The following is a 24,668-nucleotide window of genomic DNA, read 5'->3' on the forward strand; positions in this document are numbered from 1 at the left end:
GTCAGAGGCCCTTTGGGGCGCAAAGACACGAAGCGTCAGCCACTCGGGTCTCTTTGCAGAAAAGAGGAATTTTGGCGAGCCGTGGAGGACTCGAACCCCCGACCTGAGAATTAGAAGTTCCCTGCTCTAATCCAGCTGAGCTAACGGCCCGCACTTTCTCAAAGCGTATCAGACAAAACGCGCATATTGTCAACTTGCCAAGGGAAAAGGATCCCCGCCAGAAATGGACCCCACCGGAACTGGACCTCTGGGTTCCATGAGCTGGGAAACCGCGCAGGCCTGCCCCATGCAGCAGATCGCCTGCCACGGGTCTTGTTTTAGACCCGCCCGCAAATGCGCCCCAGCCCCTAAGACCTGCCAGCACGGCAAGTCTTGTGCGAAACACAAGGCTAGGCGTGCAGCGACAGTCCCAGATAGACGCTCATCGGATCAAGGCGGTAATCGGCGAAAGGATCGCAGGTCACAAAGCCCTCCGATTCGTACAGGGCACGCGCAACGGAAAAGCTTTCCTGCGACCCTGTCTCCAGCCGCACTTCTGCAAAGCCCGCCTCGCGGATATCGGACAGAAGGTGGCGCAGCATCATACGGGCCAGACCGCGCCCGCGCTCTTCATATAGCACATGCATGGATTTCAGTTCCGCTAGCGTGGCAGAATGCGCCTTCCACGCCCCCATGCCAATTGCCCGGCCTTCCTGACGCATGACGAAAAAGCGGACCTGCGGTGCCGCCAGCGCATCGGGCGGCAGCATATGGATTGACTCAGGAGGTGTATCGGCATGCATCGCGTCGGAATGTCGCTTATGCAAAAGCGCCAGATTTTCCTGCACCGGATGTTCACGCAAAATGGTAATCATATCCGCCTCCTCTGCCGAACATTGCCCGTCCAGTTTTGCACAGCAAAAAGGCGCACCGCAAGGCGCGCCCTATAATTTGAACAAAGGGATATCTCAGCGACGGAGCTGGCGTTGCAGACGGCTTGGCGGGTCAACCCGAACCGGAATCGGCTGCAACTGCATATCGTGCTGACGCAGACCACCTGCCGGCATATCCTTATCCTCGGCCATCGCCATGATGCTGATCGCGAATTGCACGCCCGCAAAAACGATCGTGTTGAAAACCACCAGCATCACTACGGCCAGAACGCCCATATCCGAGGTCGAGACTAGCTGCCAAAGATTGGCCACGTTAAAGGCCAGGAGCGTTGCGACAAAGGCAACAGCAAGGGCAAATCCGAACAGGACGTTACGGATATACAGACGAACGAGTTGCGGCATGACAGCTCCCTCCGGTTGTTACATTCAATGTAACGCATCAATTTCAAAAACCAAGAGCCGATTTTGTTTTTGCTTAGAAATTAGACGCTTCTTCGTTACATTTTGTGAGATTCTTCAATGGCCCAAGCGCAAAACCTTTTACACCCTAAGAATTCGAAAATATGTCACCCTCTCGTTTCATCTGCAGCATGAAGCTGCTTCCCCTCATGCTTTACGCAACCCTCTGCAGCTTCCCCTTCTCGGCAGGCTGGGTTCTGCTTACGTCTCATTTCGAGGTCGCCCTCTTGGCGATCTTCCTGCTGGTCGTACCGCTGATACTCTCGATCGCTGGACTGCGCTATCGGCACAAAAAGCTGATCACAATCGCTGCGTTTTGTGTTCTTCTGCCTGTAACGCTTTGGAATTGGGTGTATGTGGTAACTTTCTCGGGCGGGCCGCCTGGGACGATGTTCTATACTCCTTGGACAGGCTATCATGAGATCAACGCCTCAATCGTCCCTTCGGCGGCATTGATTGCCCTGCCCTGTCTCTATTTCACCAGCGACCTCGAGCGTTATTTCGAACGCCGGATCACAGCTAAAGCCGCTATCGTGATCAATCTGGCCTGCATCGCCCTGATCTGCCTCTCGGCCTATCTTCTTTATGACTACCACCTGTTGCAGATCCCGCAGATCTAACCCGCGAAATGCAAAAAGCCGGAGGCATGCTCCGGCTTTGTCATTCTGCCTCAGGGGCGATCAGACCAGATCGTCGCGCAGCTGGCGGGCCATATTGTCGATCACCGCATTGACGAATTTCGGCTCGCGACCATCGGGGAAGAAAGCGCGCGCGACTTCGACGAATTCATTGATCACAACTTTCGGCGGTGTCGCCGGATTGACCAGCTCGGCCCCTGCCGCACGGAACAGCGCCCGCAGAACCGAATCAATCCGGTTCAGCGGCCAGCTCTCCAGAAGCGCCTTATCGGTGGCCTTATCAATCTTGCCCTGCCACATCACCGCATCATCGAGGATGCGACGGAACAGATCCACATTGCCTTCGGACATCTCGACATCATCGATCACCGCCCCAAAGCGAAAATTCTCGAATTCTGCCCGCACCTTATCAACAGACAGCCCGCCCGCTTCCATCTGGAACAGAGCCTGCACGGCATACAGCCTTGCTGCGGATTTCATACGGCGCTTCTCCTCCAGCGAGGGTTTGCGCGGTTTTTCGGCGGGCATATCTTCGGTCATGCGGTCTGGTTTCCTTCGGCTTCACCGGCAATGCGGAACGACTCGCCTTGCGGGCGGAAGCCGATCCCTTTTGTCCGGTTCGCCCATTTGCGCGATAGAGCCAGCAAATGCAAGGCCGCAGCAGCCGCGCCGCCACCTTTGTTTGACCGCGCGGTGTCGGCGCGGACATCGGCCTGTTCGTAATTTTCCACCGTCAGAATGCCGTTGCCGATCAGGATCCCCTCAAGCCCCATCAACTGGATCGCGCGCGAACTGTCGTTGCAGACCGTCTCATAATGCGTGGTCTCGCCACGGATCACACAGCCAAGAGCGGTGAAACAGTCGTAATCGGCCATACGGGCGGCCAGCTTGATTGCCGTCGGAATTTCCAGCGCACCCGGCACTTCGATCACATCGACCACCGCGCCACAGCTTTCGGCCATCTCGCGCGCGCCCCTGACCAGATTATCGGCGATCTCCTTGTAATAAGGGGCCACCACGATCAGCATACGCACGGGCTTGTCGAAGCTTGGCGCAGGAAGGGTGTAATGGGTCTCGGATTCGGCCATCGTCTTGTCCTATCAGTATTTACGCGTCGCGCAGATTTCGAGCCCGTAGCCATCAATCCCGACGACTTTGGGCATGGGGGAATTGGTCAGCAGCTCGACTTTCGACAGGCCGAGGGCTGCCAGAATTTGCGCCCCCAGACCATATTGGCGCAGCGTGCTGGGGCTGTCTTCGCCCACCAGCGGCAATTTCATTCCCGGATCGCGTAGCGCCACAAAGACACCGCGGCCTTCGGCGGCAATCGCCTCCAGAGCGCGCCCGATATCGCCATCGCGTCCCGGCACCAGACCCAGCGCATCGCCCAGCGGGTCCAGCGAATGCATCCGCACCAGCACCGGTGTCCCGCCCGTCAGATCCCCTTTGGACAGCACGATATGTTCCGCGCCCTCCAGATCGTCGGTAAAGACGCGCATCGCCCAATCGCCCCCATGCACCGACGTCACGGGTTTCTGGGCCGTCTGGGTCACAAGGTTATCGTAACGGCGGCGATAGGCGATCAGATCGGAGATCGTACCGATCTTGATGCCGTATTTCTGGCCGAAGGCGATCAGGTCGGGAAGGCGGGCCATGGTGCCGTCTTCCTTCATCACCTCGCAGATCACACCGGCCGGGTTCAGCCCCGCCAGACGCGAGACATCGACCACGGCTTCGGTATGGCCTGCCCGCACCAGCACCCCGCCATCACGGGCGCGCAGCGGAAAGACATGGCCCGGCGAGGCAAGATCGGCGCCCGTTTTCATCGGGTCGATCGCCACCGACACGGTGCGCGCACGGTCATGCGCCGAGATCCCGGTCGAGATCCCCTCGCGGGCCTCGATCGAGACGGTAAAGGCGGTTTCCTGACGCGAGCTGTTGGAGGCCGCCATCGACGGCAGCCCCAGCGCATCCACCCGATCCGAGGTCAGCGCAAGGCAGACCAGCCCGCGCCCGTGGGTCGCCATGAAATTGATCGCATCGGGGGTCGCCATCTGCGCAGGAATGCAAAGATCGCCCTCGTTCTCGCGGTCTTCGTGGTCAACAAGGATATACATGCGCCCGTTGCGGGCATCCTCGATGATTTCCTCGATGGAAGAGATCGCCTCGCGATAGCTTTCCTCGACGGGGCCCGGAACATCATGGGTGCCGGATTTGTCTACGGGTTTGATCTCGCTCATGCGTTCCACTCCTGCAGGCGCGCGACGTAACGCGCCATCGTATCGATCTCGATATTGATCGGGTCACCGGCCTTGGCCGCGCCCCATGTCGTCACTTCCTTGGTATGCGGAATGATATTCACCCCGAATTCCGCGCCCGACACTTCATTCACCGTCAGCGACGTGCCGTTCAGCGTGACCGAGCCTTTCGGCGCGATGAATTTCGCCAGATCATCAGGCGCGCGGAAGGTAAAGCGCGAGCTGTCGCCCTCGTCGCGGATCGACACGATCTCGGCCACGCCATCGACATGGCCCGCCACGATATGGCCGCCCAGCTCGTCGCCCACCTTCAGCGCGCGCTCCAGGTTCAAACGGCGCCCGACATGCCAGGAATTGCGCCCGATATTGGTCTTGGCGACGCTTTCCGCCGAGATCTGCACATCGAACCAGTCCTGCGGGTCTTTCCCCTTGGAGATCACGGTCAGGCAGACCCCGTCACAGGCGATGGACGCGCCGATATCCACCGTGTCGACATCGTAAGAGGTGCCGATCCGCGCCCAGAGGTCGCCCTGCTGTTCCAGCGCAAGAACTTCGCCCATATCGGTAATGATCCCGGTGAACATCCTGATCTCCTTTTCGGTCCCCTTTCCCCTAACTTGGCAAGGGGGGCGGTGCAAGAACTGCTGCCGTTACATATGTGCACATCATCTGGGCACAACCGCGCCTTCGGGCGGAATGTCTAAATAATAATCTACAAGCCGCCCGATTTATGACACATATTCACCTTACCCAAGGGAATTGTCGCGATTCTCCGTTGTACCGCCTGTCACCAGTTCCGGACCCGTCCCGCCTATGCCCCTGTTTGACAACCGTCATTTCCTGCTTCTGCAAGGGCCGCACGGCCCCTTCTTCCGCCAGTTGGGCGAGATGCTGGGCCGCGCCGGTGCCACGGTCTGGCGTGTGGGGTTCAACGGCGGGGATGCCGCCTTCTGGAACGATGATGCCCGCTTCATCCCGTGGCAGGGCAAAGCCGAGGACTGGCCCGAAGCGGTCTCGGACCTGCTTCTGGAAAAACGGATCACCGATATCGTGCTATATGGCGACACCCGCGCCATCCACGCGCAGGCCATCCTTGCCGCACGGGCGCAGGGCCTGCGTGTGCATGTCTTCGAGGAAGGCTATCTGCGCCCCTATTGGGTCACCTACGAGCGCGGCGGCTCGAACGGGCATTCGCGGCTGATGGACATGGGCGTGGCCGAGATGCGCACAGCCCTTGCTCAATCCGATATCGACTTCCCCGATGCCCCGCCCCGCTGGGGAGATATGCGCCAGCATGTCTTCTATGGCGCGCTCTACCATTTCCTTGTGATGAAGGGGGCGCGGCGCTGGCCCAATTTCCGCCCCCATCGCGGGGTCAGCGTGCTGGACGAATTCCGCCTTTATCTGCGCCGCATGACCCGCATGCCCCTGCATATGGTGCAGCGCTGGATCGCGACCTCTCAGGTGAAATATGGCGGCTTTCCCTATCACCTCGTTCTGATGCAACTGGAACATGACAGCAGTTTTGTCATGCATTCCCCGTTCAAAAGCCAGACCGAATTTCTGGATCTGGTGATGAAGGGCTTTGCCGAAGGGGCGCCCTCGCACCACCATCTGGTGCTCAAGGCCCATCCGCTGGAAGACGGGCGCGCGCCCATCGAGGCCGCCATCCGCGAGGGCGTTGCCCGCTACGGGCTCAGGGGGCGCGTGCATTTCGTGCGCGGCGGCAAGTTGGCCAATCTTCTGGCGCAAGCGCGCTCTGCCGTTACCGTCAATTCGACCGCAGCGCAGCAGGTGCTCTGGCGGGGATTGCCGCTCAAGGCATTCGGGCGGGCGGTGTTCGACAAACCCGAATTCGTCTCGACCCAGCCCCTGCCCGAATTCTTCGCGACCCCCGCACGCCCCGATACCCGTGCCTATCGCGATTATCGCCACTATCTGCTGGAAACCAGCCAGATTCCGGGCGGGTTCTATTCCGCCAAGGGGCGGCGCACGCTGCTGCGGCAGGTCGTGGATATGATGCTCTCCACCGAAGACCCTTACGACGCCCTGACCTCGGGAACAGCGGCACCACGGCAACAGTTGCGCGTAATCAAGTGACACAACTGGATTTTACTCAGGCTTTCTGCCACGCTGCCCGTCAAAATGCATAACGCATATCTATGAGAAGCATCCCGAAAGAGGAGCTCGAGCAGTGACGACGAATTTTTCCAAAGCCACGCGTGTGCTGGTTCTGTCTGCGTTGGTCTTCAGCGTGGCCGCCTGCGCTTTGCCGCGCTCGGGCCCGAACAAGCGTGAAATCTTTGCAGGCTCGGTCATGCGCAAGGGCGATGCTTTCATCGTCTCGGTCAATGACCATGTTGCCCGCGCAACCGCCGTCCAGCCGGCTCTGGGATTCTCCTCGAGCTTCCGCAACGCTGGCGTTCTGGGGTCGGATACCATCAATGCCGGCGATACGCTCTCGCTGACCATCTGGGAAAACGTCGATGACGGGCTTCTGGTCCAGCAAGGCACCAACGCCACCCAGCTCACCGAGGTGCAGGTGGATGGCGCAGGCTATATTTTCGTGCCCTATGCAGGCCGTATCAAGGCGGCGGGGAACACCCCCGACGGGCTGCGCCGCCTGATCACCGAAAAGCTGGATGCCCAGACCCCCGATCCGCAGGTGGCCGTGTCACGCGTGGCAGGCGACGGGTCGACCGTGTCGCTGACCGGTGCCATTGGCGGTCAGGGTGTCTATGCGATCGAACGCCCGACCCGCACGCTTTCGGCCATGATTGCCCGCGCCGGTGGTGTGTCGATCAACCCCGATATCGCCAAAATCACCGTCACGCGCAAAAACGGCCAGAGCGGCACTGTCTGGCTGTCGGATCTTTACGACAATCCACAGATGGATATCGCGCTGCGCAATGGCGACAAGATCCTTGTGGAACAGGACACCCGCGCCTTTACCGCACTCGGCGCGACCGGCACGCAAGCCCGCGTGCCCTTCGAAACCAAAACCCTTTCCGCGCTTGAGGCGATTGCCACCGTCGGAGGCCTGCAGACGCAGACCGCCGACCCGACCGGTGTCTTCGTGTTCCGCAACGAACCGCAAGAGATCGCCCGCGCCGTGCTGGGCCGCGATGACCTCGTGGGGGATCAGCGTATGGTCTATGTGCTCAACCTGACCGAGCCCAACGGCATGTTCATGGCGCGCGATTTCGCCATCCGTGACGGCGATACCGTCTATGTGACCGAAGCGCCCTATGTCCAATGGTCGAAAACGCTTTCGGCGCTGACAGGGTCGCTGGGTCCGGTCAATACGATCAGCAATCTGGCCAATTAATGCCGCTGTCTGATGCAGAGGATATGGCCGCCGGGGTGCCCCGGCGGCTTTTCTTTTATAACGGCGGCTTTCTGCGTCAGCCGCGTCTGCGCCACATTCTGAAGGCGGCAGGCCATAGCCTGCATCTGGGCCTGCCCCGCGCCGAAGACGGGGTCGTGGTCTGGGGGCGCTCGCCCTATGCAAATCGCGGCGAGGCTGTCGCCGCGCGAACCGGCGCAACGCTGATCCGGCTGGAAGATGCGTTTTTGCGTTCGGTCCGCACGGGGCGCGCAGGAGAGCCCCCCTTGGGGCTGATCATCGACCCTGTCGGGGTGCATTTCGATGGCGCGCGCCCCTCGCGGATCGAAAGACTGCTGCAGAAAGCCGCTCTGGATGACGCGGCGCTTCTGGCACGCGCACGGCAGGGGATCGCCCGCCTCAAGGCGCTCGACCTCTCGAAATACAACGATTTCGACATCGCATTGCCGCCCCCCGCTCCGGGCTATGTGCTGGTCATCGACCAGACGCGGGGCGATGCCTCGATCACGCATGGCGCGGCCTCCGCCCGCACCTTCCGCGAAATGCTGGCCGTGGCGCGGATCGAAAACCCCAAGGCCCGCATCCTGATCAAGACCCATCCCGAAACCCGCGCAGGCTTCAGGGCCGGGCATTACAGCGCCGCAGATGGCGATGCCCTGACCGAGATTGTCACCGCCCCCCATTCCCCTTGGGCGCTGCTGGAGGGGGCGATCGCGGTCTATACCGTGTCGTCCCTGATGGGCTACGAGGCCATTCTTGCAGGGCACCGCCCCCGCGTTTTCGGCCAGCCTTTCTATGCCGGATGGGGACTGAGCCAAGACGAGGCCCCGCCTCCACGGCGCGAGCGCCGCCTGACACGTGCCCAGATCTTTGCCGTCTCGCATCTGCTTGCGCCCACATGGTTCGACCCCTGCCGCGCGCGCCTGTGCAGCTTCGAAGAGGCGGTGGACCAGCTTGCCGCCCAGACCCGCGCCTATCGCGAGGACGGCCACGGCTATGCGATGACCGGCATGAGCCGCTGGAAACACAAACACCTGCGCCGCTTCTATGGCGGATACGGGCCGGTGCGCTTTGGCTCAGGCTCAGGCGCGGTCTCAGGCTCAGGCGCGGGCCAGCCTGTCCATTGGGCCAGCAAGCCCGACCGCCCGACCGGCGCGTGGCGGATGGAGGACGGCTTTTTACGCTCGCGCGGTTTGGGGGCCAAGCTGACGCCCCCCCTGTCTCTGGTGACGGATCGGCAGGGGATCTATTATGACCCGACCACCCCTTCCGATCTGGAAGCACTGATCGCGCAACCGCTGCCGGATCACGACCGGCTGCGCATCGAGCGGCTGCTGCGCGACATCCGCAAGGCGCGGCTGTCGAAATACAATCTTGCAGGCACCGCCCCCGCCCTGCCGCGCGGCCATCGCATCCTTGTGCCCGGTCAGGTCGAGGATGATGCCTCGATCCGCATGGGCAGCCCCGAAACCGGCAGCAATCTGGCCCTGCTCACCCGCGCCCGTGCCGAAAATCCGGATGCCGTGATCATCTATAAGCCACATCCCGATGTCGAGGCGGGATTGCGCAAAGGCAGCGTGCCCGCCGATGATCTGGCGCGGCTGGCCGATCTGGTGTGCCAAAAGACCGACGGGATTGCGCTGATCGAGGCCTGTGACGAAGTCTGGACCATGACTTCGCTGATGGGGTTCGAGGCCCTTCTGCGCGGCAAGCCTGTGACCTGTCTGGGGATGCCCTTCTATGCGGGCTGGGGCCTGACCCGCGATCTGATGCCACAGCCCCCACGCCGTCAGGCACGGCCCGACCTGTGGCAACTGGCCCATGCGGCGCTGATTGCCTATCCGCGTTATATGGACCCGCTGACCGGCCTGCCCTGTCCGCCCGAAATCGCGGTAGAGCGGCTGGCCCAGCCTCTGCGCACAGGGCTTTCCCTTCGCCTCCTGTCGAGGCTGCAGGATCTTGCGAAACCGGTCCGCCGTTAATCGCGCCGCCAGCGATGCAGCACATCGCCGCCGATCTCGCGCTGAGAGACAAGCCGGTAGCGCGGTGCCCCAGCCAACTGCGCGATCCCCATCGGACCGATCGCGGCACGGCCATCGCCGCCCAGAACCATCCCAGCCGTAAAGCCGATCAGCTCGTCCACCAGCCCCGCGCGCATCAGCGCGGCGGCAAAGCGCCCGCCCCCTTCGCAGAAGACCCGCGTCAGCCCAGCCGCCCCGAGCGCCTGCAAAAGCGCATGCGGGTCCATCCCGCCTTCGGCAAGCGGCACTTGGAACAGATTGGCCCCGCGCCCCTGCCAATAGGCGCACGCCTGTTCAGGGGCCTGCGGCCCATGTGCCAGCCACAGGGGCGCCTGATCCAGCGAACCGGCCAATCGGGCGCGCGGCAGGTCCAGCCGCGAGGCCGCAACCACCCGCACGGGTTGCTGAACGGGCGTGAAATTGCGCACGGTCAAAAGCGGATCATCGGCGCGGGCCGTCTCTCCCCCGACCATGACCGCATCGAACTCGGCGCGCAGCGCATGCACATGGGCACGCGCCTGCGCCGAGGTGATCCATTGGCTCTGCCCGTTGGACAGGGCGATCCGGCCATCGAAGGACGTGGCCAGCTTCAAGGCCAGCCAAGGCCGCCCATGTTCGATCCGTGACAGAAAACCGGATTGTAGCGCCCGCGCTTCGGGCTCCGATGTGCCTTCCGTGACAGCAATCCCCGCCGCCCGCAGCATCGCATGGCCGCGTCCGGCAACCCGCGGATCGGGGTCTGTCTGCGCCGAGACCACCCGCGCCACACCGGCCTCGATCAGGGCCAGCGAACAGGGGGAGGTCTTGCCATAATGCGAGCAGGGTTCCAGCGTGACATAGGCCGTAGCCCCTCGGGCCGCCGCGCCTGCCTGCGCCAATGCGCGGCGCTCGGCATGGGGGCGGCCTCCCGGCTGGGTCCAGCCCCGACCGACAATGACGCCCCCCTTGACCAGCACGCAGCCCACCGCAGGGTTGGGCCATGTATTGCCAAGACCCCGCCGCGCAAGCGACAAGGCCAACCGCATGAATCGTTCGTCAGGCTGCATCAGTCCGGCGCGCCCGGGCGCAGTTCCGATACGAACTTGTCGAAATCATCCGCTTCCTGAAAATTCTTGTATACACTGGCAAAGCGGACATAGCCCACCGTGTCGATACGGGCGAGCGCTTCCATGACAATCTCGCCGATTGTCTTGGAGGGGATATCCGTCTCGCCCATGCTTTCCAGCCGCCGCACAATACCCGAGATCATCTGGTCAAGGCGTTCCGGCTCGACCGGACGTTTCTGCATGGCGATCCGGATGGAACGCTCCAGCTTGTCACGGTCGAAATCCTCACGCTTGCCGGAGGTCTTCACCACCACCAAATCGCGCAACTGGACCCGCTCATAGGTCGTAAATCGTCCGCCACATGCGGGACAAAAACGCCTGCGCCGGATCGCGACATGATCTTCGGCCGGACGCGAGTCCTTCACCTGGGTATCAACATTTCCGCAAAACGGGCAGCGCATCGCGTCCCCCTTTTCCTGTAAAATCCGCCTCTATGGGGTCTCATGCCCCACTTATCCACAAGACTATAGGCGAGACGCGAATCATTGGGTAGCCATAAAGTGCGTCTACCAAATACGGGAAGGCGGAACCTGTGGCCGATCCGACTCAGCGCAGCATTGCGAAGACATGGCGGCTATGGGGCTGGTCGCGATGTTCAAAGAGGTAAATCCCCTGCCACGTGCCCAGCACCATCCGCCCCGCGACCACGGGGATCTGCAAGGAAACAGGCAGCAGCGCCGCCTTCACATGGGCGGGCATATCGTCGGGGCCTTCATAGGTATGGACCATCCAGGACTGGCTGGGATGGGTTGTGGGCGGCACCAGCCTGTTGAAAAACCCGTGCAGATCGGTCTGCACATCGGGGTCGACATTCTCCTGAATGACAAGACTGGCCGAGGTATGACGGAGAAACAGCGTCAGCACGGCCTCATCGGGCGCGTCCTCCTCGACCCATTCGGCCACGTCGCGGGTAAATTCGTATAGCCCCTGCCCCCTCGTGCCGATCCGGAATTCGCGTGTACTCATTGGCAGAACCACCCTCCTGCGCCCAAATGCCAGCCGTCCGGCGCATGGCAATACCCTTTTGCAATCAGCGCCTCGCCGATCGCGGAAAAATCGGCTTCGGGCGTACCGGCACAGTCCAGTCGCGCAAGCGGCTGCCCCCCGCGTGACACATCCACGCCCGCTCCCCGCGCCAGCCGGACCTCGTCCCCTTGGACAGCGCGCTCGACGAAATCGAAAACACTGTAATCGACGCCCTTATTGGTCAGGGTCACCTGCTCCCAGATGGTCGCGCCGACACCGGGCCAGGGCTGATAGGTGACCTCTTCGACCGGACGGGTCAGCACCAGATCGGGGGCGGCCTGCGGCCCGTAACGATAGGTCAGCACCCCGCCCTCCAGCGTGAGCGACAGCTGCGCCGCCTTCCCCTCGATCCGGCAATCCAGCAGGCTTTGCGCGGCCAGGGGCTGCGCCAGCATTCCGGCCACCAGCAGGGCCAGCATAGGCCCCCGCCGCCCGCGAACTGTCACCGCTTAGCCCGAAACCGGACGCGCCGCACTGCGATCACGCGCCGAAATCGCAAGACATTCGGGGTTGACATCCATGATCTTGCGCTCTTTTGCCCAAGCCGCATCCAAAGCCGCCGCATCCAGACCTGTCTGGCGCGTGGCCAGCGGGGTCTTGGTGCCATTGCCGATGCCGTTCACAAGATTATAGGTACCGTCCTTGGCATCTTCGACATACAGAAAACAGGTGCCAGCCTGATCCATCGAAGGCCCGGTCGGGCGGGTCGCAAATACCGGATGCCCGTTTTCATCCACCACGCAGGCAGAGAGCACGAGCAGACCGAGCAAAGACATAATCTTGCGGGACATATTCACCTCGAAGCTATAATGGTTCCGGCATAGCAAGACCGGAGGCCAAGGGGAAGCCTTAGCCCGCACATCCGCTCAGCCCGTATAGGCCTGCCGCGCCGTTGCAATCTGCACCTCATGCGCCTGCGCCCATTCGATCAGCCCCAGAAGCGGCGGCAGCAATGACTGGCCCATCGCGGTCAGCGCGTATTCCACACTGGGCGGCTTGGTCGGAAAGACCGTGCGCCGGATCAGCCCGTCGCGCTCCAGATCCCGCAGGCTCTGGGTCAGCATCCGCTTCGAGATATCCGGCAGCGCCTTTGACACCTGCGAGAACCGGCGGGGGCCGGCGGCCAGCTCCAGCACGATCAGCGTGGTCCATTTCGCCGCCAGATGGTCCAGCACATGGCGCACCGGACAATCGGCCAGATCACGCCCCTGAGGATCGAACAGCCGTTCTTGCAGCATGGGGTTCCCTTCCTGTTACCTTGTACCGAAAACCTGCCTCCTTCACAGCGCAGGAAAAGGTCTCTATCCGAGACCTATACTCTTGTTGCAACCGAAGGGAAAGATAATGCGCTATATGATCACCGGTGCCTCGGGGCAGTTGGGCACACATGTTCTGGCCGCCTTGTCGGCGCGCATCCCGAAAGCCGACATCACCGCGCTGGTGCGCCGCGAGGATGCGGCCTCGGCGCTGGCGGCACAGGGCTACCACACCGCCATTGCCTCTTATGACGATGTCGACGCGCTCACCAAGGCATTTGACGGGATCGACCGGCTGTTGCTGATCTCGGGGTCCGAAGTTGGCCAGCGCGCCCGCCAGCATGGCAATGTGGTCGCTGCGGCCAAAGCGGCGGGCGTGGGCTTTGTTGCCTATACCTCGCTGCTGCAGGCCCATCGCTCGCCCATGCTGCTTGCCGCCGAGCATAAGGCCACCGAAGAGGCACTGGCGGCCTCGGGTGTGCCGCATGCCCTGCTGCGCAATGGCTGGTATTCGGAGAACATGCTGGCGGGGCTGGATCATGCGCTTGCCAATGGCACCATGATCGGGGCCTCCGGCACAGGCCGCTATGCCTCTGCGCCGCGCCACGATTACGCCGAGGCCGCCGCAATCGTGCTTGCAGGCGGCGACCATGCAGGCAAGATCTACGAACTGGCCGGCGATGCAAGCTATACCGGCGCGGAACTGGCCGGGATGGTCGCGCAGGCCTCCGGCAAACCTGTGACCTATATCGACCTGCCCCCCACCGAGTATAAGGCCGCGCTTGTGGGCGCAGGCATTCCGGACGGCTTTGCCGACGTGCTGGTCGACAGCTCTGTACGTGCGGGCGAAGGCTGGCTCGACGACCGCTCGAAGGATCTGTCGCGCCTGCTGGGCCACCCGACCGAACCGATGGCCGTCACGGTCCGCAATGCGCTATAATTACGCATGAAGGAGGGGGGCCATGCGCCCCTCCTGCACATCCGGTCAATCATGCGTTGAAATATGCGGGCTCTTCGAGAATAGTCAAAGCACCTATTTCAGACGTTTCATTTGACATATCGCCCGCAGCGAGACCGGAGGACATCGCCATGAAGCCCGCCCTGACTGCCGAAAAAGCCGCAGCCCTTGTCCCTGACGGGGCCACTGTAATGATCGGGGGGTTCATGGGCGTGGGCACACCGCGCCGCCTGATCGATGCCCTTGTGGCAGCCGGTGTCAAGGACCTCACCGTGATCGCCAATGACACCGCCCGCCCCGATGACGGTATTGGCCGGCTGATCACGGCCCGCGCGATCAGCAAGGCGATTGTCTCGCATATCGGGCTGAACCCCGAGACCCAAGCCCAGATGATCGCGGGCGAGATCGAGGTCGAACTGGTGCCGCAGGGCACTCTGGTCGAACGTATCCGCGCCGCGGGCGTAGGCTTGGGCGGCGTGCTGACGCCTACGGGCGTGGGCACCAAGATCGCCGAGGGCAAAGAGGTCCTGACCATCGACGGCAAGGCGTTCCTGCTGGAAAAGCCGCTGGCGGCGGATTTTGCCCTGATTGCCGCGCATGAGGCCGATTATGTCGGCAATCTCACCTATTCGATGACCGCGCATAACTTCAATCCGGTCATGGCGATGGCCGCCACTACGGTGATCGCCGAGCCGGGGCTGATCGTGCCTGTGGGCGCGATCCCGCCCGATGGGGTCAAGACCCCGGGCGTATTGGTCGACCACCTGCTGGAAAGGCTGCACTGATGGATGCCAAGGAACTGATCGCCCGCCGTGTCGCACAGGAAATCCAGCCCGGATCGCTGGTCAATCTGGGCATCGGGCTGCCGTCGCTGGTGGCAAGCTATGTGCCGCAGGAAATGAATGTGTTCTTTCAGGCCGAAAACGGCGTGATCGGCCTTGGCTCGCGTCCGCCAGACGGGATGGAAGACCCCGATCTGACCGATGCGGGGGGCGGCTTTGTGACCGCCGTGCCGGGGGCGGCCTCGATTGACAGCGCAATGAGCTTCGGACTGATCCGTGGCGGCCATCTGGATGTGACCGTGCTGGGCGGGCTGCAGGTGGATGCGCGCGGCTATCTGGCCAACTGGATGGTGCCCGGCAAGCGCATCCCCGGCATGGGCGGGGCGATGGATCTGGTGGCGGGGGCCAAACGGGTCATCGTCGCCATGCAGCATTCTGCCAAGGGCGAGGCCAAGATCGTGACCGAATGCACCCTGCCCCTGACGGCGGAACGTCGTGTCAGCCTGATTGTCACCGAACTCGCGGTGATTGCGCCACAGGAAAACGGCCTGCATCTGCTGGAACGCGCCCCCGGCGTCAGTGTGGCCGAGATCGAAGCCCAGACCGAGGCCCCGCTGATCCATGCAGGCGAAGTGCCGGAGATGCACCTCCGGCCGTAGCCCCCCCCGATCCAGCAGCCGTGATGCCCCTGCCACTGGACCTTCCTTGCGAGATCTGGGGGAATCTCCCCTATGGTGAAAAGGGCCCGATGACGGATCACGCGCTTGCTGAGAGCAGCAGCAGGGCCGGAGGCTCCGGACCTGTACCCCAATGCCGATTTCGCGGACCTCCAGCCAATGGCAACCGCCAAACCCGTGGCCGAATGCCGCCTTGCGGCTGGTGCCCCGAGCCGCGCGATCAAGCCTGCGCTTCCCCGACCTGTAACGGGACGCCCGCGGCTTTTTCGGGTCGCCGCCACAAATGCTGCCATAAACGCCCCGCACCTGCTGCCTAGCCCGTAATATTGAACCCGCCATCAATATAATGCAGCCCGCCCGTCAGATTGGCGGCCTCGCGGCTTGCCAGAAAGGCGGCAAAGGCCCCGCAATCCTCGATGGTGGCCAGCTGATGGGTGGGCGCACGGGCGCTGGCGGCCTCCATCATCTCGTCGAAATGGGCAATGCCGGAGGCTGCGCGGGTTTTCAGCGGCCCGGGCGACAGCGCATGCACGCGAATGGCCTTCGGCCCCAGTTCTGCCGCCATATAGCGTGTCGCAGATTCCAGCGCCGACTTGACCGGCCCCATGATATTGTAATCCCGCACGACCTTCTCGGCGCCGTAAAAGCTGACGGTCATACAGGTGCCGCCCCCTTCCATCAGCGGCTCGGCACGGCGGACCAGCTCTATGAAGCTGCCCACCGAGATATCCATCGCCTGCGCCAATCCGCTGCGGGAACAGTCGGTGACCCGCCCATGCAGATCCTCTTTGGGACAGAAGGCGATAGAATGCACAAGCGTATCAAGCCGCCCCCATTGTTGCGTGATCTGCGCAAACAGCGCCTCGATCTGATCCGGCATCCCGACATCCAGCGGTGCAATCAGTTCGGCCCCGAGCGCCTGCGCCAGAGGCCGAACATAGGGCTCAGCCTTGGCGTTGAGATAGGTTATCGCCAGATCGGCACCCTGCGCCCGTAGCGCCTGCGCGCAGCCATAGGCGATCGAGGTCTCATTGGCGACCCCGACAACCAGCGCCTTCTGCCCCTTCAATGAAAACATGGTCTGCTCCCGTGGTGGCATGTCCTGAAATTGGATCGCAAACGCCGCAGCCTCTGCCCTGAAACATCGTAAAACCAAACCCGATAGGATGGCCGTATCATGCCCGAAGTCGCGAAAAATGCTACTCTGTTTTTGCTGCATTGCAGAAAACCCGAGCGGATCAGGCAAAAGCGGGGCGCAGATCCTCGACCATAGCCGAGCGGATCAGATCCAGCACGGGCGGCTCCGCATCATAGCGGCGCAGGTGGATGCGGTAGGGGCGCGGCGCAAACCACCAGCTGAGTTTCAGCGCAGGCGTCGCGGCGGTGATCGACATCACATGCTGGCGCAGCGCACCGCGCAGATTACGGCTACAGGCCCCCACATGCAGCACCTGCGACCCGCTGCCGGTGGGCTGCAGGATCTTCAACCGGTGGCGGCTCTGCGGCGTCAGGTTCTGGCGGTAGCGGGTGAAGGCCTCGGCGGTCTCGGCAGGGTCACCCAGATCCTCGATCAAATAGATCACCCCGCATTCCCACGGGAAGCGCGCATCCAGGTCCTCGCCCCAATGGGCATTTTCTAGCACGACCTCTTCGCTAAAATGCGCCGCGCGCGCAGCTTCCACCACGCGCGCGATACGATCTAGCGGGCCATCAATCGTTTCAGGCCACATAGCTTACTGGTCGAGGAAGGACCGCAGCTTGCGCGAGCGCGACGGATGCTTGAGCTTGCGCAGCGCCTTCGCCTCGATCTGCCGGATACGTTCGCGGGTCACCGAGAACTGCTGACCCACTTCTTCCAGCGTGTGGTCGGTGTTCATACCGATGCCGAAGCGCATCCGCAGAACCCGTTCCTCGCGCGGGGTAAGCGAGGCCAGAACCCGCGTGGTGGTTTCCTTGAGGTTTTCCTGAATGGCGCTGTCCAAGGGCAGCACGGCATTCTTGTCCTCGATGAAATCGCCCAGCTGGCTGTCTTCCTCGTCCCCGATCGGGGTTTCCAGAGAAATCGGCTCCTTGGCGATTTTCATCACCTTGCGGACTTTCTCCAGCGGCATCTGCAGCTTTTCGGCCAGTTCTTCCGGCGTCGGCTCGCGGCCGATCTCGTGCAGCATCTGGCGACCGGTGCGGACCAGCTTGTTGATCGTCTCGATCATATGGACCGGAATACGGATGGTGCGCGCCTGATCCGCGATCGAGCGGGTGATCGCCTGACGGATCCACCAGGTCGCATAGGTCGAGAACTTGTAGCCGCGGCGGTATTCGAACTTATCCACAGCCTTCATCAGACCGATATTCCCCTCTTGGATAAGATCGAGGAATTGCAGACCACGGTTGGTGTATTTCTTGGCAATCGAGATCACCAGACGGAGGTTCGCCTCGACCATCTCTTTTTTGGCCGCGCGGGCTTCTTTCTCGCCCTTTTGCACCTGATTCACGATGCGGCGGAACTCGGTGATATCCACACCGATATAGGTCCCGATCTGGGCCATATCGCCACGCAGGTCTTCGACCTTGTCGCGATATTTCTCCATCAGGGTCTGCCAGCCACGACCGGGCTTGGCGGCCATCGCATCGACCCAAGTCGGGTCAAGCTCGTATCCGCGATAGGATTCGATGAATTCGCGGCGGTTGATACGGGCCTGATCGGCCAGTTTCACCATCGCGGAGTCGGTCGACATGATACGGCGGTTGATGCCGTAAAGCTGGTCGATCAGCGCCTCGATCCGGTTGTTATGCAGATGCAGCGAATTCACCAGCTCGACGATCTCGGAACGCTTCTTCTGATAGGCCGCCTCGTCAGAGACCGAGAAAGTGCCATCCTCGTTCAGCGTGGCCGACATCCGCATATCCTGCATCTCGGCCAGATCGTCATAAAGCAGCGCAATGGATTCGAGCGTTTCGAGGACACGCGGCTTCAGCGTCGCTTCCATAGCGGCAAGCGACATGTTCGGCGCGTCATCATCATCCTCGTCATCCGAGTCGATCGGATTGCCGTCGGCATCGAATTCCTGCGATTTCTCGGTCTGGCGCGGCTGCTCTTCGCCCATCGTGCCGACCACGGGCTCGTCATCCTCGCCCTCTTCATCAAGCGAGCGCCCGAAAGTCGCATCAAGGTCGATCACGTCGCGCAGAAGAATATCTTCTTCCAGAAGTTCGTCCCGCCAGATGGTGATCGCCTGGAAGGTCAGCGGGCTTTCGCACAGCCCCGCGATCATCGTGTTGCGGCCTGCCTCGATGCGCTTAGCAATCGCGATCTCGCCTTCGCGCGACAGCAGTTCGACCGACCCCATCTCGCGCAGATACATCCGCACGGGGTCATCGGTGCGGTCCAGCGTCTCGCCCGAACCGGAGGACAGCGCAACCTCGCGCGAGCCGCCACCGGTCGTGGCCAGCGCACCGCCCGACGAGCTGTTATTATCGTCAGAGCCGTCTTCATCGGCCTCTTCGTCCTCGATCACGTTGATGCCCATTTCGGACAGCATCGACATGACGTCTTCGATCTGGTCGCCCGATACCTGATCGGGCGGCATGACCGCATTCAGCTGGTCATAGGTAATGTAACCTTTTTCCTTGGCCTCGGCGATCATGCGTTTGACCGCCGTCTTCGACATGTCGAAGGACGTACCATCGTCGCTGGCGGTATTAGGCTTGTTATCGTCGATGTCTTTGGCGGCCATGGGCGCTCCTTGATCGGCTTGGGCTGTAGCACGGCTAGGGCGGGAACGAATCATATCCCGCTGTTTTATCGAATCATTGAACCGAATCACAGAGGGGTGAATCGATCATATTCAGGGCGTTGCATCACGGCGTCATTTTTTCTTCCGCCATATCTCTTGATCGATCACCGATTGCAAATAGGCGGAGAGGGCTGCCCTGTCCTCCCCCATATCACTCGTATCGTCCAGCTTGGATCGCGACGCCTTCTGTCTTTGTCGCGTTGCTTGGCTCAAACGCCATGTGAGCCCTTCATCGGCGGCGCCCTCCAAGTCTTCCATCGCATCTTCCACCTCGGCGCGTACAGCACGGTCTGCATCCAGTTTGGCCAGTTCTTCGGCCAAGCACATACGCGCAAGTGCCGTATCTGTCACCTTTACAACAGGTGGTGCGCTTCGGAGATGGGGCAATCTCATCATTTTTTCAAGATAGTCTCCCATCTGATTTTGCAAGAGCCGTGCCATCTCTTCGGCCCCTGTCCCCAGGTTTCGCAACATCAGATTGCGCAAACGGTCGTGATCGGGATCCGCCAGCGGCGCATTTTCCAGCTGCGCCTCGAACTCCGCCACCAGCGCGGGATGCGACACGCAGATCGCCAGCACCATCGCGGCACGCAGACGCTCGGCCACGGCAGCATCCTGCGCCACGGCCAGCATGGAATTGCGGGTCTGCTCCAGCGGCAATACGGGCAGTTTTCCCCAAGCCCCGCGCCCCTGTGGATAACTCCGGCGGAAGTTACCCCCAGAGCCCTGTTGGTAAGCCTGTGGATAATTCCCACGCGAGGCCCCGCCGCCGCCCTCGTCGCGGCCGCGGCCCATTCCGAAAAGAGCCAGACGTTTTTCCCTGATCTCCTCGCCATAATGCGCGCGGATCGAGGGGTCCCTGATCTGCGAGATCGCGGCGCGCAGCTCTTTATCCAGAGCCGCCTTGCGCTCGGGGCTGTCAAAGACCCTGCCCTCGATCGCGCGGTTCCACATCAGGTCAATCATCGGACGGGCGGTCTCGAGCACCTCGGCCATCGCCTCACGCCCTTTGGCCTTAATCAGGTCATCGGGGTCCTGCCCCTCCGGCATGATCGCGATACGCAGCCCCTTGCCCGCCTCCAGAAGCGGCAAGGCAAGGTCGATCACCCGATGCGCGGCCCGAATGCCCGCCGTATCGCCGTCAAGCGCGATCACCGGCTCGTCATGGATACGCCATAGCAGTTGCAGCTGATGTTCGGTCACCGCTGTGCCCAAAGGGGCCACCGCGCCGCCAAAGCCTGCCTCGACCAGCGCGATCACGTCCATATAGCCTTCACAGACCACCAAGCGCGCACCTTTGCCGCAGGCTTCGCGCGCAGGTCCGTGGTTGTAAAGCGAGCGCCCTTTGTCGAAGAGCTCGGTCTCGGGCGAGTTCAGATATTTCGCATTATCATTAGGGTCCATCGCCCGCCCGCCAAAAGCGATGCAGCGCCCGCGCGGATCGCGGATGGGATAGATGATGCGGTTACGGAAGACGTCATAGGGCTGTTTGCCCTTGGTCGACGCCTTGGCCAGCCCAGCGCCCAAGATCAGATCCTCGGCAATCCCTTTGGCCCGCAGCGTGTCCCAAAGCCCCTGCCAGCCATCCGGCGCAAAACCGATCTCGAAGCGCGCCTGCGCGGCGGGGTCGAGCTTGCGCTTGGCCAGATAGTCGCGCGCGGCCTGCCCTGCCTGCGTATTCAGCATCAGGCGATAATATTTGACGGCCTCATCCATGACCTTGGCCAGCTCGGTGCGACGGTCCGACTTTTCCTGTGCACGCGGATCTCGGGCAGGCATCTGCATGCCTGCCTCCCGCGCCAGAATTTCGACGGCCTCCATGAACCCGACATTCTCGGTTTCACGCACGAAAGTAACAGCATCCCCTTTGGCATGGCAACCAAAGCAGTAATAATATCCCTTGCGGTCATCCACATGGAAAGACGCGGATTTTTCCTGATGGAAGGGGCAAGGGGCCCACATGTCACCCTTGGCCTGATTGGACTTGCGATTGTCCCACATGACCTTGCGCCCGACCACCTGAGTGATCGAGATGCGCGTACGCAGTTCATCAAGGAATCCGGGTGGCAAGCTCATACAGAGTATATCGGCCCAGTTTGCGCCCCTGTCCAGAGGGGCAGCCCCCCTGTCCACGCAAAAAAATGTTTGCGACACGCAATGGATTTTCACGGAAGGATGATTCGCCACCCGATGCCGCGTTCCCCTGCAAGCGGTTACAAATTATAGAAAATCCTAAACACTATCATGGCAAAATTCGCCCAATCGTAATCATTTCAGGCCATCTTTTCCATACGCACGAATCCCGCCCGAGAATTGCCCCAATTTCGCCGCAGCTTAAAGATTAAGAACTTGTGAATGTTTGCTGCTGACCGGCAGTCCCTGTTCCAGTTTCCGGAGTTTGCTTATGGCCCATCGCCGCCCCTGTCTGACCGGTCTCGCCCGTCGGAGCCTGCGGCGGCCCCTGCGCCTGCATCACGATGAAACCGGCGCCATCCTCCCCATGACCATCGTGCTGCTGACCGTGCTGCTGGTGCTGTCCGGCGTCGCACTGGATTTCATGCGGTTCGAGGCACGGCGCACGGAAATTCTGGCCGCTCTCGACCGCGCATCTCTGGCGGCGGCCTCGCTCAGCCAGGATCTGGATCCGAAACTGGTGGTCGAGGACTATCTCAAGAAGGCCGGACTTGACGGGCTGGACACCACCGTCACCGTTGAACAGGGCACATGGGGCGAATGGCGTCAGGTCCGTATCGATGCGGTCGATACGATGGATACCAGCTTCATGGGCAAGCTCAGCCAGATCGGCATCAAGACGCTATCCACCCATATTTCAAGCCAAGCCACCGAGGCGATTGGCAATGTCGAAGTCTCGATGGTGCTGGACGTCTCCGGGTCTATGGGCACTTCGGTGGGCCGGAACACCACCCGTATCTCGGCCTTGCGCAGCAGCGCCTCGACCTTTGTCGACCTGATGTTCACCAAGGTTCAGCCGGCCTCCGCTCCGGCGGGCAGGCTCTCGATTTCGATCATCCCCTATAACCAGCAAGTGGTGCTGGGCAGCACGCTTGCCGACGAGTTCAACCTCTCGACCGACCAGACCCAGACCACCTGCGGCGATGTTTTCCTGCTGCCCAGCTCCAGCATCGCCATCAGCCCCACCACGCCCATCCAGCGCACGATGTATGGCGACAGTTTCGATTACACGCGCCAATATAACGACGACCGGTATATCAGCGACGAAATCAGCGTCCTGAACTGCCCGCAAAACAGCTATGCGACCGTGCTGCCATTCTCGAATTCGCAAACGGCCATCAAGAACAAGATCTCCGGCTTGCAGGCCGGCGGCGATACGGCAATCGATGTCGGGGCCCGTTGGGGGCTGGCGCTGCTGGACCCTGCCGCCAAACCCATTGTCAACAGCCTGATCAACAAGGGCGCGGTCAGCTCCGATCTGTCCGCCCGCCCCTACGCGTATGATCTGACAGGGTCGAAGGCCTCGAATGACCGCGCGATCAAGGTGATGGTGCTGATGACCGATGGCCAGAATACCGGCTCTTACAGTATCAAATCTGCCTATCGCTCCGGCGGATCTTTCTTCTATTCCACCGCGTCCTCGACCGCCTTCGGCACGGACCAGAACTCCTATAACGCGCTCTTTGCCAATATGACCGCGATCGACGCCAATCTCTATTACCGGTATTCCGACCGTTACTGGTATTACAAATACGGCTCGCAATGGTATCGCAAATCGGGCTCTCCCTATAGCGGCCAGTGGTCGGCCACCAATAGCCCCGGCACCTTGCGCCAGATTGCATGGAGCACCGTCTGGAGCCGGAACAGCGTGCCGCATGAATATGTCATCAAGACATTCATGAAACCGCTCTACGATGCGCTGGGGGCCAATAAATCGAGCAAGGAGATCTACGAACTCTTCTCGGAGCAATCTGAACGGGCCGCGACCTACAGCAATATCACCGATGACCAGCATGAAAAGGATGCCGCCCTTGATGCGGTCTGCACGGCGGCCAAGGCCAATGACATCCTGATCTATACACTCGCGGTCGATGCGCCCTCGGACGGTGCCGCAGTGCTGAAATCCTGCTCTTCGGGGGACGGGTTCTATTACGACATCACCTCGGACGAGCTGACCAATGCCTTCTCGAAGATCGCCGCCTCGATCAACTCGCTCCGGCTGACAAACTAGAAACCGCAAGGCGCGTCATGACCTCTTTCCTACGCAAGTTCTTTCGTGACGATACCGGTGCCGGAACGGTGGCGGCGGTCATCATGCTGCCCTTTTTCCTGATCTTCGTGGTCGCTGCGGCCCAGATCTTCGTCTTGCAGAGCAAACAGACCATGCTTGATCGCGGGCTGGAAATCACCGCGCGCAACCTCAGGCTACAAACCTATGGCACCCTTTTTCCGACGCAGAACCAGATCAAAAGCAATATGTGCCGCAATATCGGCTTTATCAAAAACTGCATGAACCAGCTGACCATCGAGATGGTGGCTGTAGACCGCAGCACATGGACCGCGCCGAACTGGAACAGACAGGCCCTTTGCCACGACTATAGTGACGGCAAGGCCCTTGATGCGGAACCCGTGCTGCAGAAAGGCACGGATAACCAGATCATGCTGATGCGCGCCTGCCTGAAAGTGCCCGCCCTTGTCAGCGACACGATCATGTCCGCCTCTGCCGCAGGCCTGCTGCGATGGGCAATGCTGGCCAAGGATGATGACGGCGAACTCAATCTCATCTCGACCACCGTCTTTGCCAACGAACCGATCCAGCAATGACCCCTCTGCGCCTGTCCCTGCACAAGATGCACCGCGATGAAGACGGCTCGATCCCGATCGAAGCGATCTTCGCCTATCTGATCCTGACCGTGTGGATCTTTCTGGCCTTCCAGTTCTACGACGCCTTCCGCAAAAAAGGCGAGGTATCGCGTGCCGCCTATGCCGTGGCCGATATTCTGTCGCGCGAACGTTCGGCCATCGGCCCCAGCTATCTGGCCGGCATGAAGAAGGTCTATGATTTCGCCTCCCGCAAAAGCTTCGACGGGCAGACCATGATGCGGGTCACCCTGATCGAATGCCACACAACCGCCCAGGATACGGACAACTGCGACGGGGTCACGAAAAAAGCCACCCTGATCGGCTCGTATCCTGTGCCTGCCACGGGCGGGCTGAAAGCGCAAACACAGGCCTCACTGGATAACGAGGCCGACCGCATCCCGATCATGGGAGCGGGCGATACGGCGGTGATCGTGGAAACACTCTACCGCTACCGTCCTCCGTTCAATATCGGCAATCTCACACTGTTATTGCCGGGCGGCAATGGCAGCTCGGATGCCGTAAAGGTCGGCATGGCACAAACCAAAGACGGCATTCCAATCGGCAATTTCGTCGTGACCCGACGTCGTGGCACCCCCATCCAGTGGGACCCGTCCTCCTGACGCCTGCGCGCCCCAGCCC

Annotated in this window: 26 protein-coding genes and 1 tRNA gene; 10 read left to right on the top strand and 17 right to left on the bottom strand. The window is 61.4% G+C overall.

From position 1 onward, the window contains the following. Nucleotides 1–72: 72 nt before the first annotated feature. The 3 genes from RPE78_RS02400 to RPE78_RS02410 form a co-directional block, all read right to left on the bottom strand. A tRNA-Arg gene (locus RPE78_RS02400) sits at nucleotides 73–150 on the bottom strand. A 239-nt stretch (nucleotides 151–389) separates the two neighbouring features. Next, nucleotides 390–854 (bottom strand): GNAT family N-acetyltransferase, encoded by a 465-nt coding sequence (locus tag RPE78_RS02405; protein WP_339107904.1) that lies wholly within the window; start codon nucleotides 852–854, stop codon nucleotides 390–392. A 93-nt stretch (nucleotides 855–947) separates the two neighbouring features. Beyond that, nucleotides 948–1,274, bottom strand: a complete 327-nt coding sequence (locus RPE78_RS02410) for a hypothetical protein (RefSeq protein ID WP_406721137.1) — start codon at nucleotides 1,272–1,274, stop codon at nucleotides 948–950. Between the two features lie 284 nt (nucleotides 1,275–1,558). Here RPE78_RS02410 and RPE78_RS02415 point away from each other — a divergent pair, with 284 nt between their 5' ends. Next, nucleotides 1,559–1,951: a hypothetical protein gene (locus RPE78_RS02415; RefSeq protein WP_406721138.1), complete on the top strand. Its 393-nt coding sequence runs from the start codon at nucleotides 1,559–1,561 to the stop codon at nucleotides 1,949–1,951. Nucleotides 1,952–2,011: 60 nt separating this feature from the next. Here the strand turns inward: RPE78_RS02415 and nusB are convergent, their stop codons facing one another. Genes nusB through RPE78_RS02435 form a run of 4 tightly spaced genes read right to left on the bottom strand, consistent with a single transcriptional unit; the run spans nucleotide 2,012 to nucleotide 4,811 of the window. Further along, nucleotides 2,012–2,509 (bottom strand): transcription antitermination factor NusB, encoded by a 498-nt coding sequence (nusB, locus tag RPE78_RS02420; protein ID WP_339107906.1) that lies wholly within the window; start codon nucleotides 2,507–2,509, stop codon nucleotides 2,012–2,014. Beyond that, nucleotides 2,506–3,057, bottom strand: coding sequence for a 6,7-dimethyl-8-ribityllumazine synthase (locus RPE78_RS02425; RefSeq protein ID WP_339107907.1), 552 nt, complete (start codon nucleotides 3,055–3,057; stop codon nucleotides 2,506–2,508). Before RPE78_RS02425 ends, nusB begins: the two co-directional genes overlap by 4 nt. A gap of 12 nt (nucleotides 3,058–3,069) precedes the next feature. Further along, nucleotides 3,070–4,209, bottom strand: a complete 1,140-nt coding sequence (ribB, locus tag RPE78_RS02430) for a 3,4-dihydroxy-2-butanone-4-phosphate synthase (RefSeq protein WP_406721139.1) — start codon at nucleotides 4,207–4,209, stop codon at nucleotides 3,070–3,072. Further along, nucleotides 4,206–4,811, bottom strand: a complete 606-nt coding sequence (locus RPE78_RS02435) for a riboflavin synthase (protein ID WP_339107909.1) — start codon at nucleotides 4,809–4,811, stop codon at nucleotides 4,206–4,208. Before RPE78_RS02435 ends, ribB begins: the two co-directional genes overlap by 4 nt. A gap of 229 nt (nucleotides 4,812–5,040) precedes the next feature. Between RPE78_RS02435 and RPE78_RS02440 the strand changes: the two genes are divergently transcribed. The 3 genes from RPE78_RS02440 to RPE78_RS02450 all read left to right on the top strand — a co-directional run bounded on the left by RPE78_RS02440 (nucleotide 5,041) and on the right by RPE78_RS02450 (nucleotide 9,555). Then, nucleotides 5,041–6,327: a capsule biosynthesis protein gene (locus RPE78_RS02440; RefSeq protein WP_406721140.1), complete on the top strand. Its 1,287-nt coding sequence runs from the start codon at nucleotides 5,041–5,043 to the stop codon at nucleotides 6,325–6,327. A 124-nt stretch (nucleotides 6,328–6,451) separates the two neighbouring features. Continuing rightward, a complete protein-coding gene (locus RPE78_RS02445; protein ID WP_406721682.1) occupies nucleotides 6,452–7,555 on the top strand; it encodes a polysaccharide biosynthesis/export family protein in 1,104 nt (367 codons plus the stop codon). Next, on the top strand, nucleotides 7,555–9,555 hold the full coding sequence (locus RPE78_RS02450; protein WP_406721141.1) for a capsular polysaccharide biosynthesis protein: 2,001 nt from the start codon (nucleotides 7,555–7,557) through the stop codon (nucleotides 9,553–9,555). The genes RPE78_RS02445 and RPE78_RS02450 overlap by 1 nt, the downstream gene beginning before the upstream one ends. Here the strand turns inward: RPE78_RS02450 and ribD are convergent. The 6 genes from ribD to RPE78_RS02480 all read right to left on the bottom strand — a co-directional run bounded on the left by ribD (nucleotide 9,552) and on the right by RPE78_RS02480 (nucleotide 12,964). Continuing rightward, nucleotides 9,552–10,640 carry a bifunctional diaminohydroxyphosphoribosylaminopyrimidine deaminase/5-amino-6-(5-phosphoribosylamino)uracil reductase RibD gene (ribD, locus tag RPE78_RS02455; protein ID WP_406721142.1) on the bottom strand — a complete coding sequence of 363 codons (1,089 nt, stop codon included), beginning with the start codon at nucleotides 10,638–10,640 and terminating at the stop codon, nucleotides 9,552–9,554. The two genes, RPE78_RS02450 and ribD, sit on opposite strands and share 4 nt — an antisense overlap. Continuing rightward, nucleotides 10,640–11,101, bottom strand: coding sequence for a transcriptional regulator NrdR (nrdR, locus tag RPE78_RS02460; RefSeq protein ID WP_339107914.1), 462 nt, complete (start codon nucleotides 11,099–11,101; stop codon nucleotides 10,640–10,642). Before nrdR ends, ribD begins: the two co-directional genes overlap by 1 nt. Before the next feature lie 145 nt (nucleotides 11,102–11,246). Further along, a complete protein-coding gene (locus tag RPE78_RS02465; protein ID WP_406721143.1) occupies nucleotides 11,247–11,666 on the bottom strand; it encodes a secondary thiamine-phosphate synthase enzyme YjbQ in 420 nt (139 codons plus the stop codon). Continuing rightward, complete coding sequence (locus tag RPE78_RS02470; RefSeq protein ID WP_406721144.1) at nucleotides 11,663–12,145, bottom strand: hypothetical protein; 483 nt, start codon at nucleotides 12,143–12,145, stop codon at nucleotides 11,663–11,665. The genes RPE78_RS02465 and RPE78_RS02470 overlap by 4 nt, the downstream gene beginning before the upstream one ends. Before the next feature lie 30 nt (nucleotides 12,146–12,175). Continuing rightward, entirely contained in the window at nucleotides 12,176–12,517 is a 342-nt protein-coding gene (locus RPE78_RS02475) for a hypothetical protein (protein WP_406721145.1), read from the bottom strand. Between the two features lie 75 nt (nucleotides 12,518–12,592). After that, entirely contained in the window at nucleotides 12,593–12,964 is a 372-nt protein-coding gene (locus RPE78_RS02480) for a winged helix-turn-helix transcriptional regulator (protein WP_406721146.1), read from the bottom strand. A 106-nt stretch (nucleotides 12,965–13,070) separates the two neighbouring features. Here RPE78_RS02480 and RPE78_RS02485 point away from each other — a divergent pair, with 106 nt between their 5' ends. The 3 genes from RPE78_RS02485 (at nucleotide 13,071) to RPE78_RS02495 (ending at nucleotide 15,381) form a co-directional block, all read left to right on the top strand. Continuing rightward, complete coding sequence (locus tag RPE78_RS02485) at nucleotides 13,071–13,922, top strand: SDR family oxidoreductase (RefSeq protein WP_339107919.1); 852 nt, start codon at nucleotides 13,071–13,073, stop codon at nucleotides 13,920–13,922. 149 nt (nucleotides 13,923–14,071) lie between these two features. Beyond that, on the top strand, nucleotides 14,072–14,725 hold the full coding sequence (locus RPE78_RS02490) for a 3-oxoacid CoA-transferase subunit A (RefSeq protein WP_406721147.1): 654 nt from the start codon (nucleotides 14,072–14,074) through the stop codon (nucleotides 14,723–14,725). Beyond that, nucleotides 14,725–15,381 carry a 3-oxoacid CoA-transferase subunit B gene (locus tag RPE78_RS02495; RefSeq protein ID WP_406721148.1) on the top strand — a complete coding sequence of 219 codons (657 nt, stop codon included), beginning with the start codon at nucleotides 14,725–14,727 and terminating at the stop codon, nucleotides 15,379–15,381. Before RPE78_RS02490 ends, RPE78_RS02495 begins: the two co-directional genes overlap by 1 nt. Before the next feature lie 331 nt (nucleotides 15,382–15,712). Here RPE78_RS02495 and fabI read toward each other — a convergent pair whose 3' ends face one another. From fabI to dnaG, 4 genes are all read right to left on the bottom strand, one after another. Continuing rightward, nucleotides 15,713–16,477 (bottom strand): enoyl-ACP reductase FabI, encoded by a 765-nt coding sequence (gene fabI, locus RPE78_RS02500; RefSeq protein ID WP_406721149.1) that lies wholly within the window; start codon nucleotides 16,475–16,477, stop codon nucleotides 15,713–15,715. A gap of 160 nt (nucleotides 16,478–16,637) precedes the next feature. Further along, nucleotides 16,638–17,129, bottom strand: coding sequence for a hypothetical protein (locus tag RPE78_RS02505; protein ID WP_406721150.1), 492 nt, complete (start codon nucleotides 17,127–17,129; stop codon nucleotides 16,638–16,640). Nucleotides 17,130–17,132: 3 nt separating this feature from the next. Continuing rightward, nucleotides 17,133–19,133, bottom strand: a complete 2,001-nt coding sequence (rpoD, locus tag RPE78_RS02510) for an RNA polymerase sigma factor RpoD (RefSeq protein ID WP_406721151.1) — start codon at nucleotides 19,131–19,133, stop codon at nucleotides 17,133–17,135. Between the two features lie 132 nt (nucleotides 19,134–19,265). Then, nucleotides 19,266–21,269 carry a DNA primase gene (dnaG, locus tag RPE78_RS02515; RefSeq protein ID WP_406721152.1) on the bottom strand — a complete coding sequence of 668 codons (2,004 nt, stop codon included), beginning with the start codon at nucleotides 21,267–21,269 and terminating at the stop codon, nucleotides 19,266–19,268. Between the two features lie 328 nt (nucleotides 21,270–21,597). Here dnaG and RPE78_RS02520 point away from each other — a divergent pair, with 328 nt between their 5' ends. Genes RPE78_RS02520 through RPE78_RS02530 form a run of 3 tightly spaced genes read left to right on the top strand, consistent with a single transcriptional unit; the run spans nucleotide 21,598 to nucleotide 24,649 of the window. Then, on the top strand, nucleotides 21,598–23,397 hold the full coding sequence (locus tag RPE78_RS02520; protein WP_406721153.1) for a pilus assembly protein TadG-related protein: 1,800 nt from the start codon (nucleotides 21,598–21,600) through the stop codon (nucleotides 23,395–23,397). Nucleotides 23,398–23,414: 17 nt separating this feature from the next. Next, complete coding sequence (locus tag RPE78_RS02525) at nucleotides 23,415–23,990, top strand: hypothetical protein (RefSeq protein ID WP_339107927.1); 576 nt, start codon at nucleotides 23,415–23,417, stop codon at nucleotides 23,988–23,990. Beyond that, nucleotides 23,987–24,649: a TadE/TadG family type IV pilus assembly protein gene (locus RPE78_RS02530; protein WP_406721154.1), complete on the top strand. Its 663-nt coding sequence runs from the start codon at nucleotides 23,987–23,989 to the stop codon at nucleotides 24,647–24,649. Before RPE78_RS02525 ends, RPE78_RS02530 begins: the two co-directional genes overlap by 4 nt. Nucleotides 24,650–24,668: the final 19 nt, after the last annotated feature.

The organism is Thioclava litoralis (assembly GCF_045278885.1).
Classification (GTDB): domain Bacteria; phylum Pseudomonadota; class Alphaproteobacteria; order Rhodobacterales; family Rhodobacteraceae; genus Thioclava; species Thioclava litoralis.

Bases quoted from the DNA above. Each gene is read 5' to 3' on its own strand.
- RPE78_RS02520 (WP_406721153.1), top strand. From the start codon at position 21,598: ATGGCCCATCGCCGCCCCTGTCTGACCGGTCTCGCCCGTCGGAGCCTG.
- nrdR (WP_339107914.1), bottom strand. From the start codon at position 11,101: ATGCGCTGCCCGTTTTGCGGAAATGTTGATACCCAGGTGAAGGACTCG.
- rpoD (WP_406721151.1), bottom strand. From the start codon at position 19,133: ATGGCCGCCAAAGACATCGACGATAACAAGCCTAATACCGCCAGCGAC.
- ribB (WP_406721139.1), bottom strand. From the start codon at position 4,209: ATGAGCGAGATCAAACCCGTAGACAAATCCGGCACCCATGATGTTCCG.
- RPE78_RS02450 (WP_406721141.1), top strand. From the start codon at position 7,555: ATGCCGCTGTCTGATGCAGAGGATATGGCCGCCGGGGTGCCCCGGCGG.
- RPE78_RS02440 (WP_406721140.1), top strand. From the start codon at position 5,041: ATGCCCCTGTTTGACAACCGTCATTTCCTGCTTCTGCAAGGGCCGCAC.
- dnaG (WP_406721152.1), bottom strand. From the start codon at position 21,269: ATGAGCTTGCCACCCGGATTCCTTGATGAACTGCGTACGCGCATCTCG.
- RPE78_RS02525 (WP_339107927.1), top strand. From the start codon at position 23,415: ATGACCTCTTTCCTACGCAAGTTCTTTCGTGACGATACCGGTGCCGGA.
- RPE78_RS02465 (WP_406721143.1), bottom strand. From the start codon at position 11,666: ATGAGTACACGCGAATTCCGGATCGGCACGAGGGGGCAGGGGCTATAC.
- RPE78_RS02470 (WP_406721144.1), bottom strand. From the start codon at position 12,145: ATGCTGGCCCTGCTGGTGGCCGGAATGCTGGCGCAGCCCCTGGCCGCG.
- RPE78_RS02435 (WP_339107909.1), bottom strand. From the start codon at position 4,811: ATGTTCACCGGGATCATTACCGATATGGGCGAAGTTCTTGCGCTGGAA.
- RPE78_RS02485 (WP_339107919.1), top strand. From the start codon at position 13,071: ATGCGCTATATGATCACCGGTGCCTCGGGGCAGTTGGGCACACATGTT.
- RPE78_RS02475 (WP_406721145.1), bottom strand. From the start codon at position 12,517: ATGTCCCGCAAGATTATGTCTTTGCTCGGTCTGCTCGTGCTCTCTGCC.
- nusB (WP_339107906.1), bottom strand. From the start codon at position 2,509: ATGACCGAAGATATGCCCGCCGAAAAACCGCGCAAACCCTCGCTGGAG.
- RPE78_RS02530 (WP_406721154.1), top strand. From the start codon at position 23,987: ATGACCCCTCTGCGCCTGTCCCTGCACAAGATGCACCGCGATGAAGAC.
- RPE78_RS02425 (WP_339107907.1), bottom strand. From the start codon at position 3,057: ATGGCCGAATCCGAGACCCATTACACCCTTCCTGCGCCAAGCTTCGAC.
- RPE78_RS02410 (WP_406721137.1), bottom strand. From the start codon at position 1,274: ATGCCGCAACTCGTTCGTCTGTATATCCGTAACGTCCTGTTCGGATTT.
- RPE78_RS02480 (WP_406721146.1), bottom strand. From the start codon at position 12,964: ATGCTGCAAGAACGGCTGTTCGATCCTCAGGGGCGTGATCTGGCCGAT.
- RPE78_RS02505 (WP_406721150.1), bottom strand. From the start codon at position 17,129: ATGTGGCCTGAAACGATTGATGGCCCGCTAGATCGTATCGCGCGCGTG.
- RPE78_RS02490 (WP_406721147.1), top strand. From the start codon at position 14,072: ATGAAGCCCGCCCTGACTGCCGAAAAAGCCGCAGCCCTTGTCCCTGAC.
- fabI (WP_406721149.1), bottom strand. From the start codon at position 16,477: ATGTTTTCATTGAAGGGGCAGAAGGCGCTGGTTGTCGGGGTCGCCAAT.
- RPE78_RS02405 (WP_339107904.1), bottom strand. From the start codon at position 854: ATGATTACCATTTTGCGTGAACATCCGGTGCAGGAAAATCTGGCGCTT.
- RPE78_RS02495 (WP_406721148.1), top strand. From the start codon at position 14,725: ATGGATGCCAAGGAACTGATCGCCCGCCGTGTCGCACAGGAAATCCAG.
- ribD (WP_406721142.1), bottom strand. From the start codon at position 10,640: ATGCAGCCTGACGAACGATTCATGCGGTTGGCCTTGTCGCTTGCGCGG.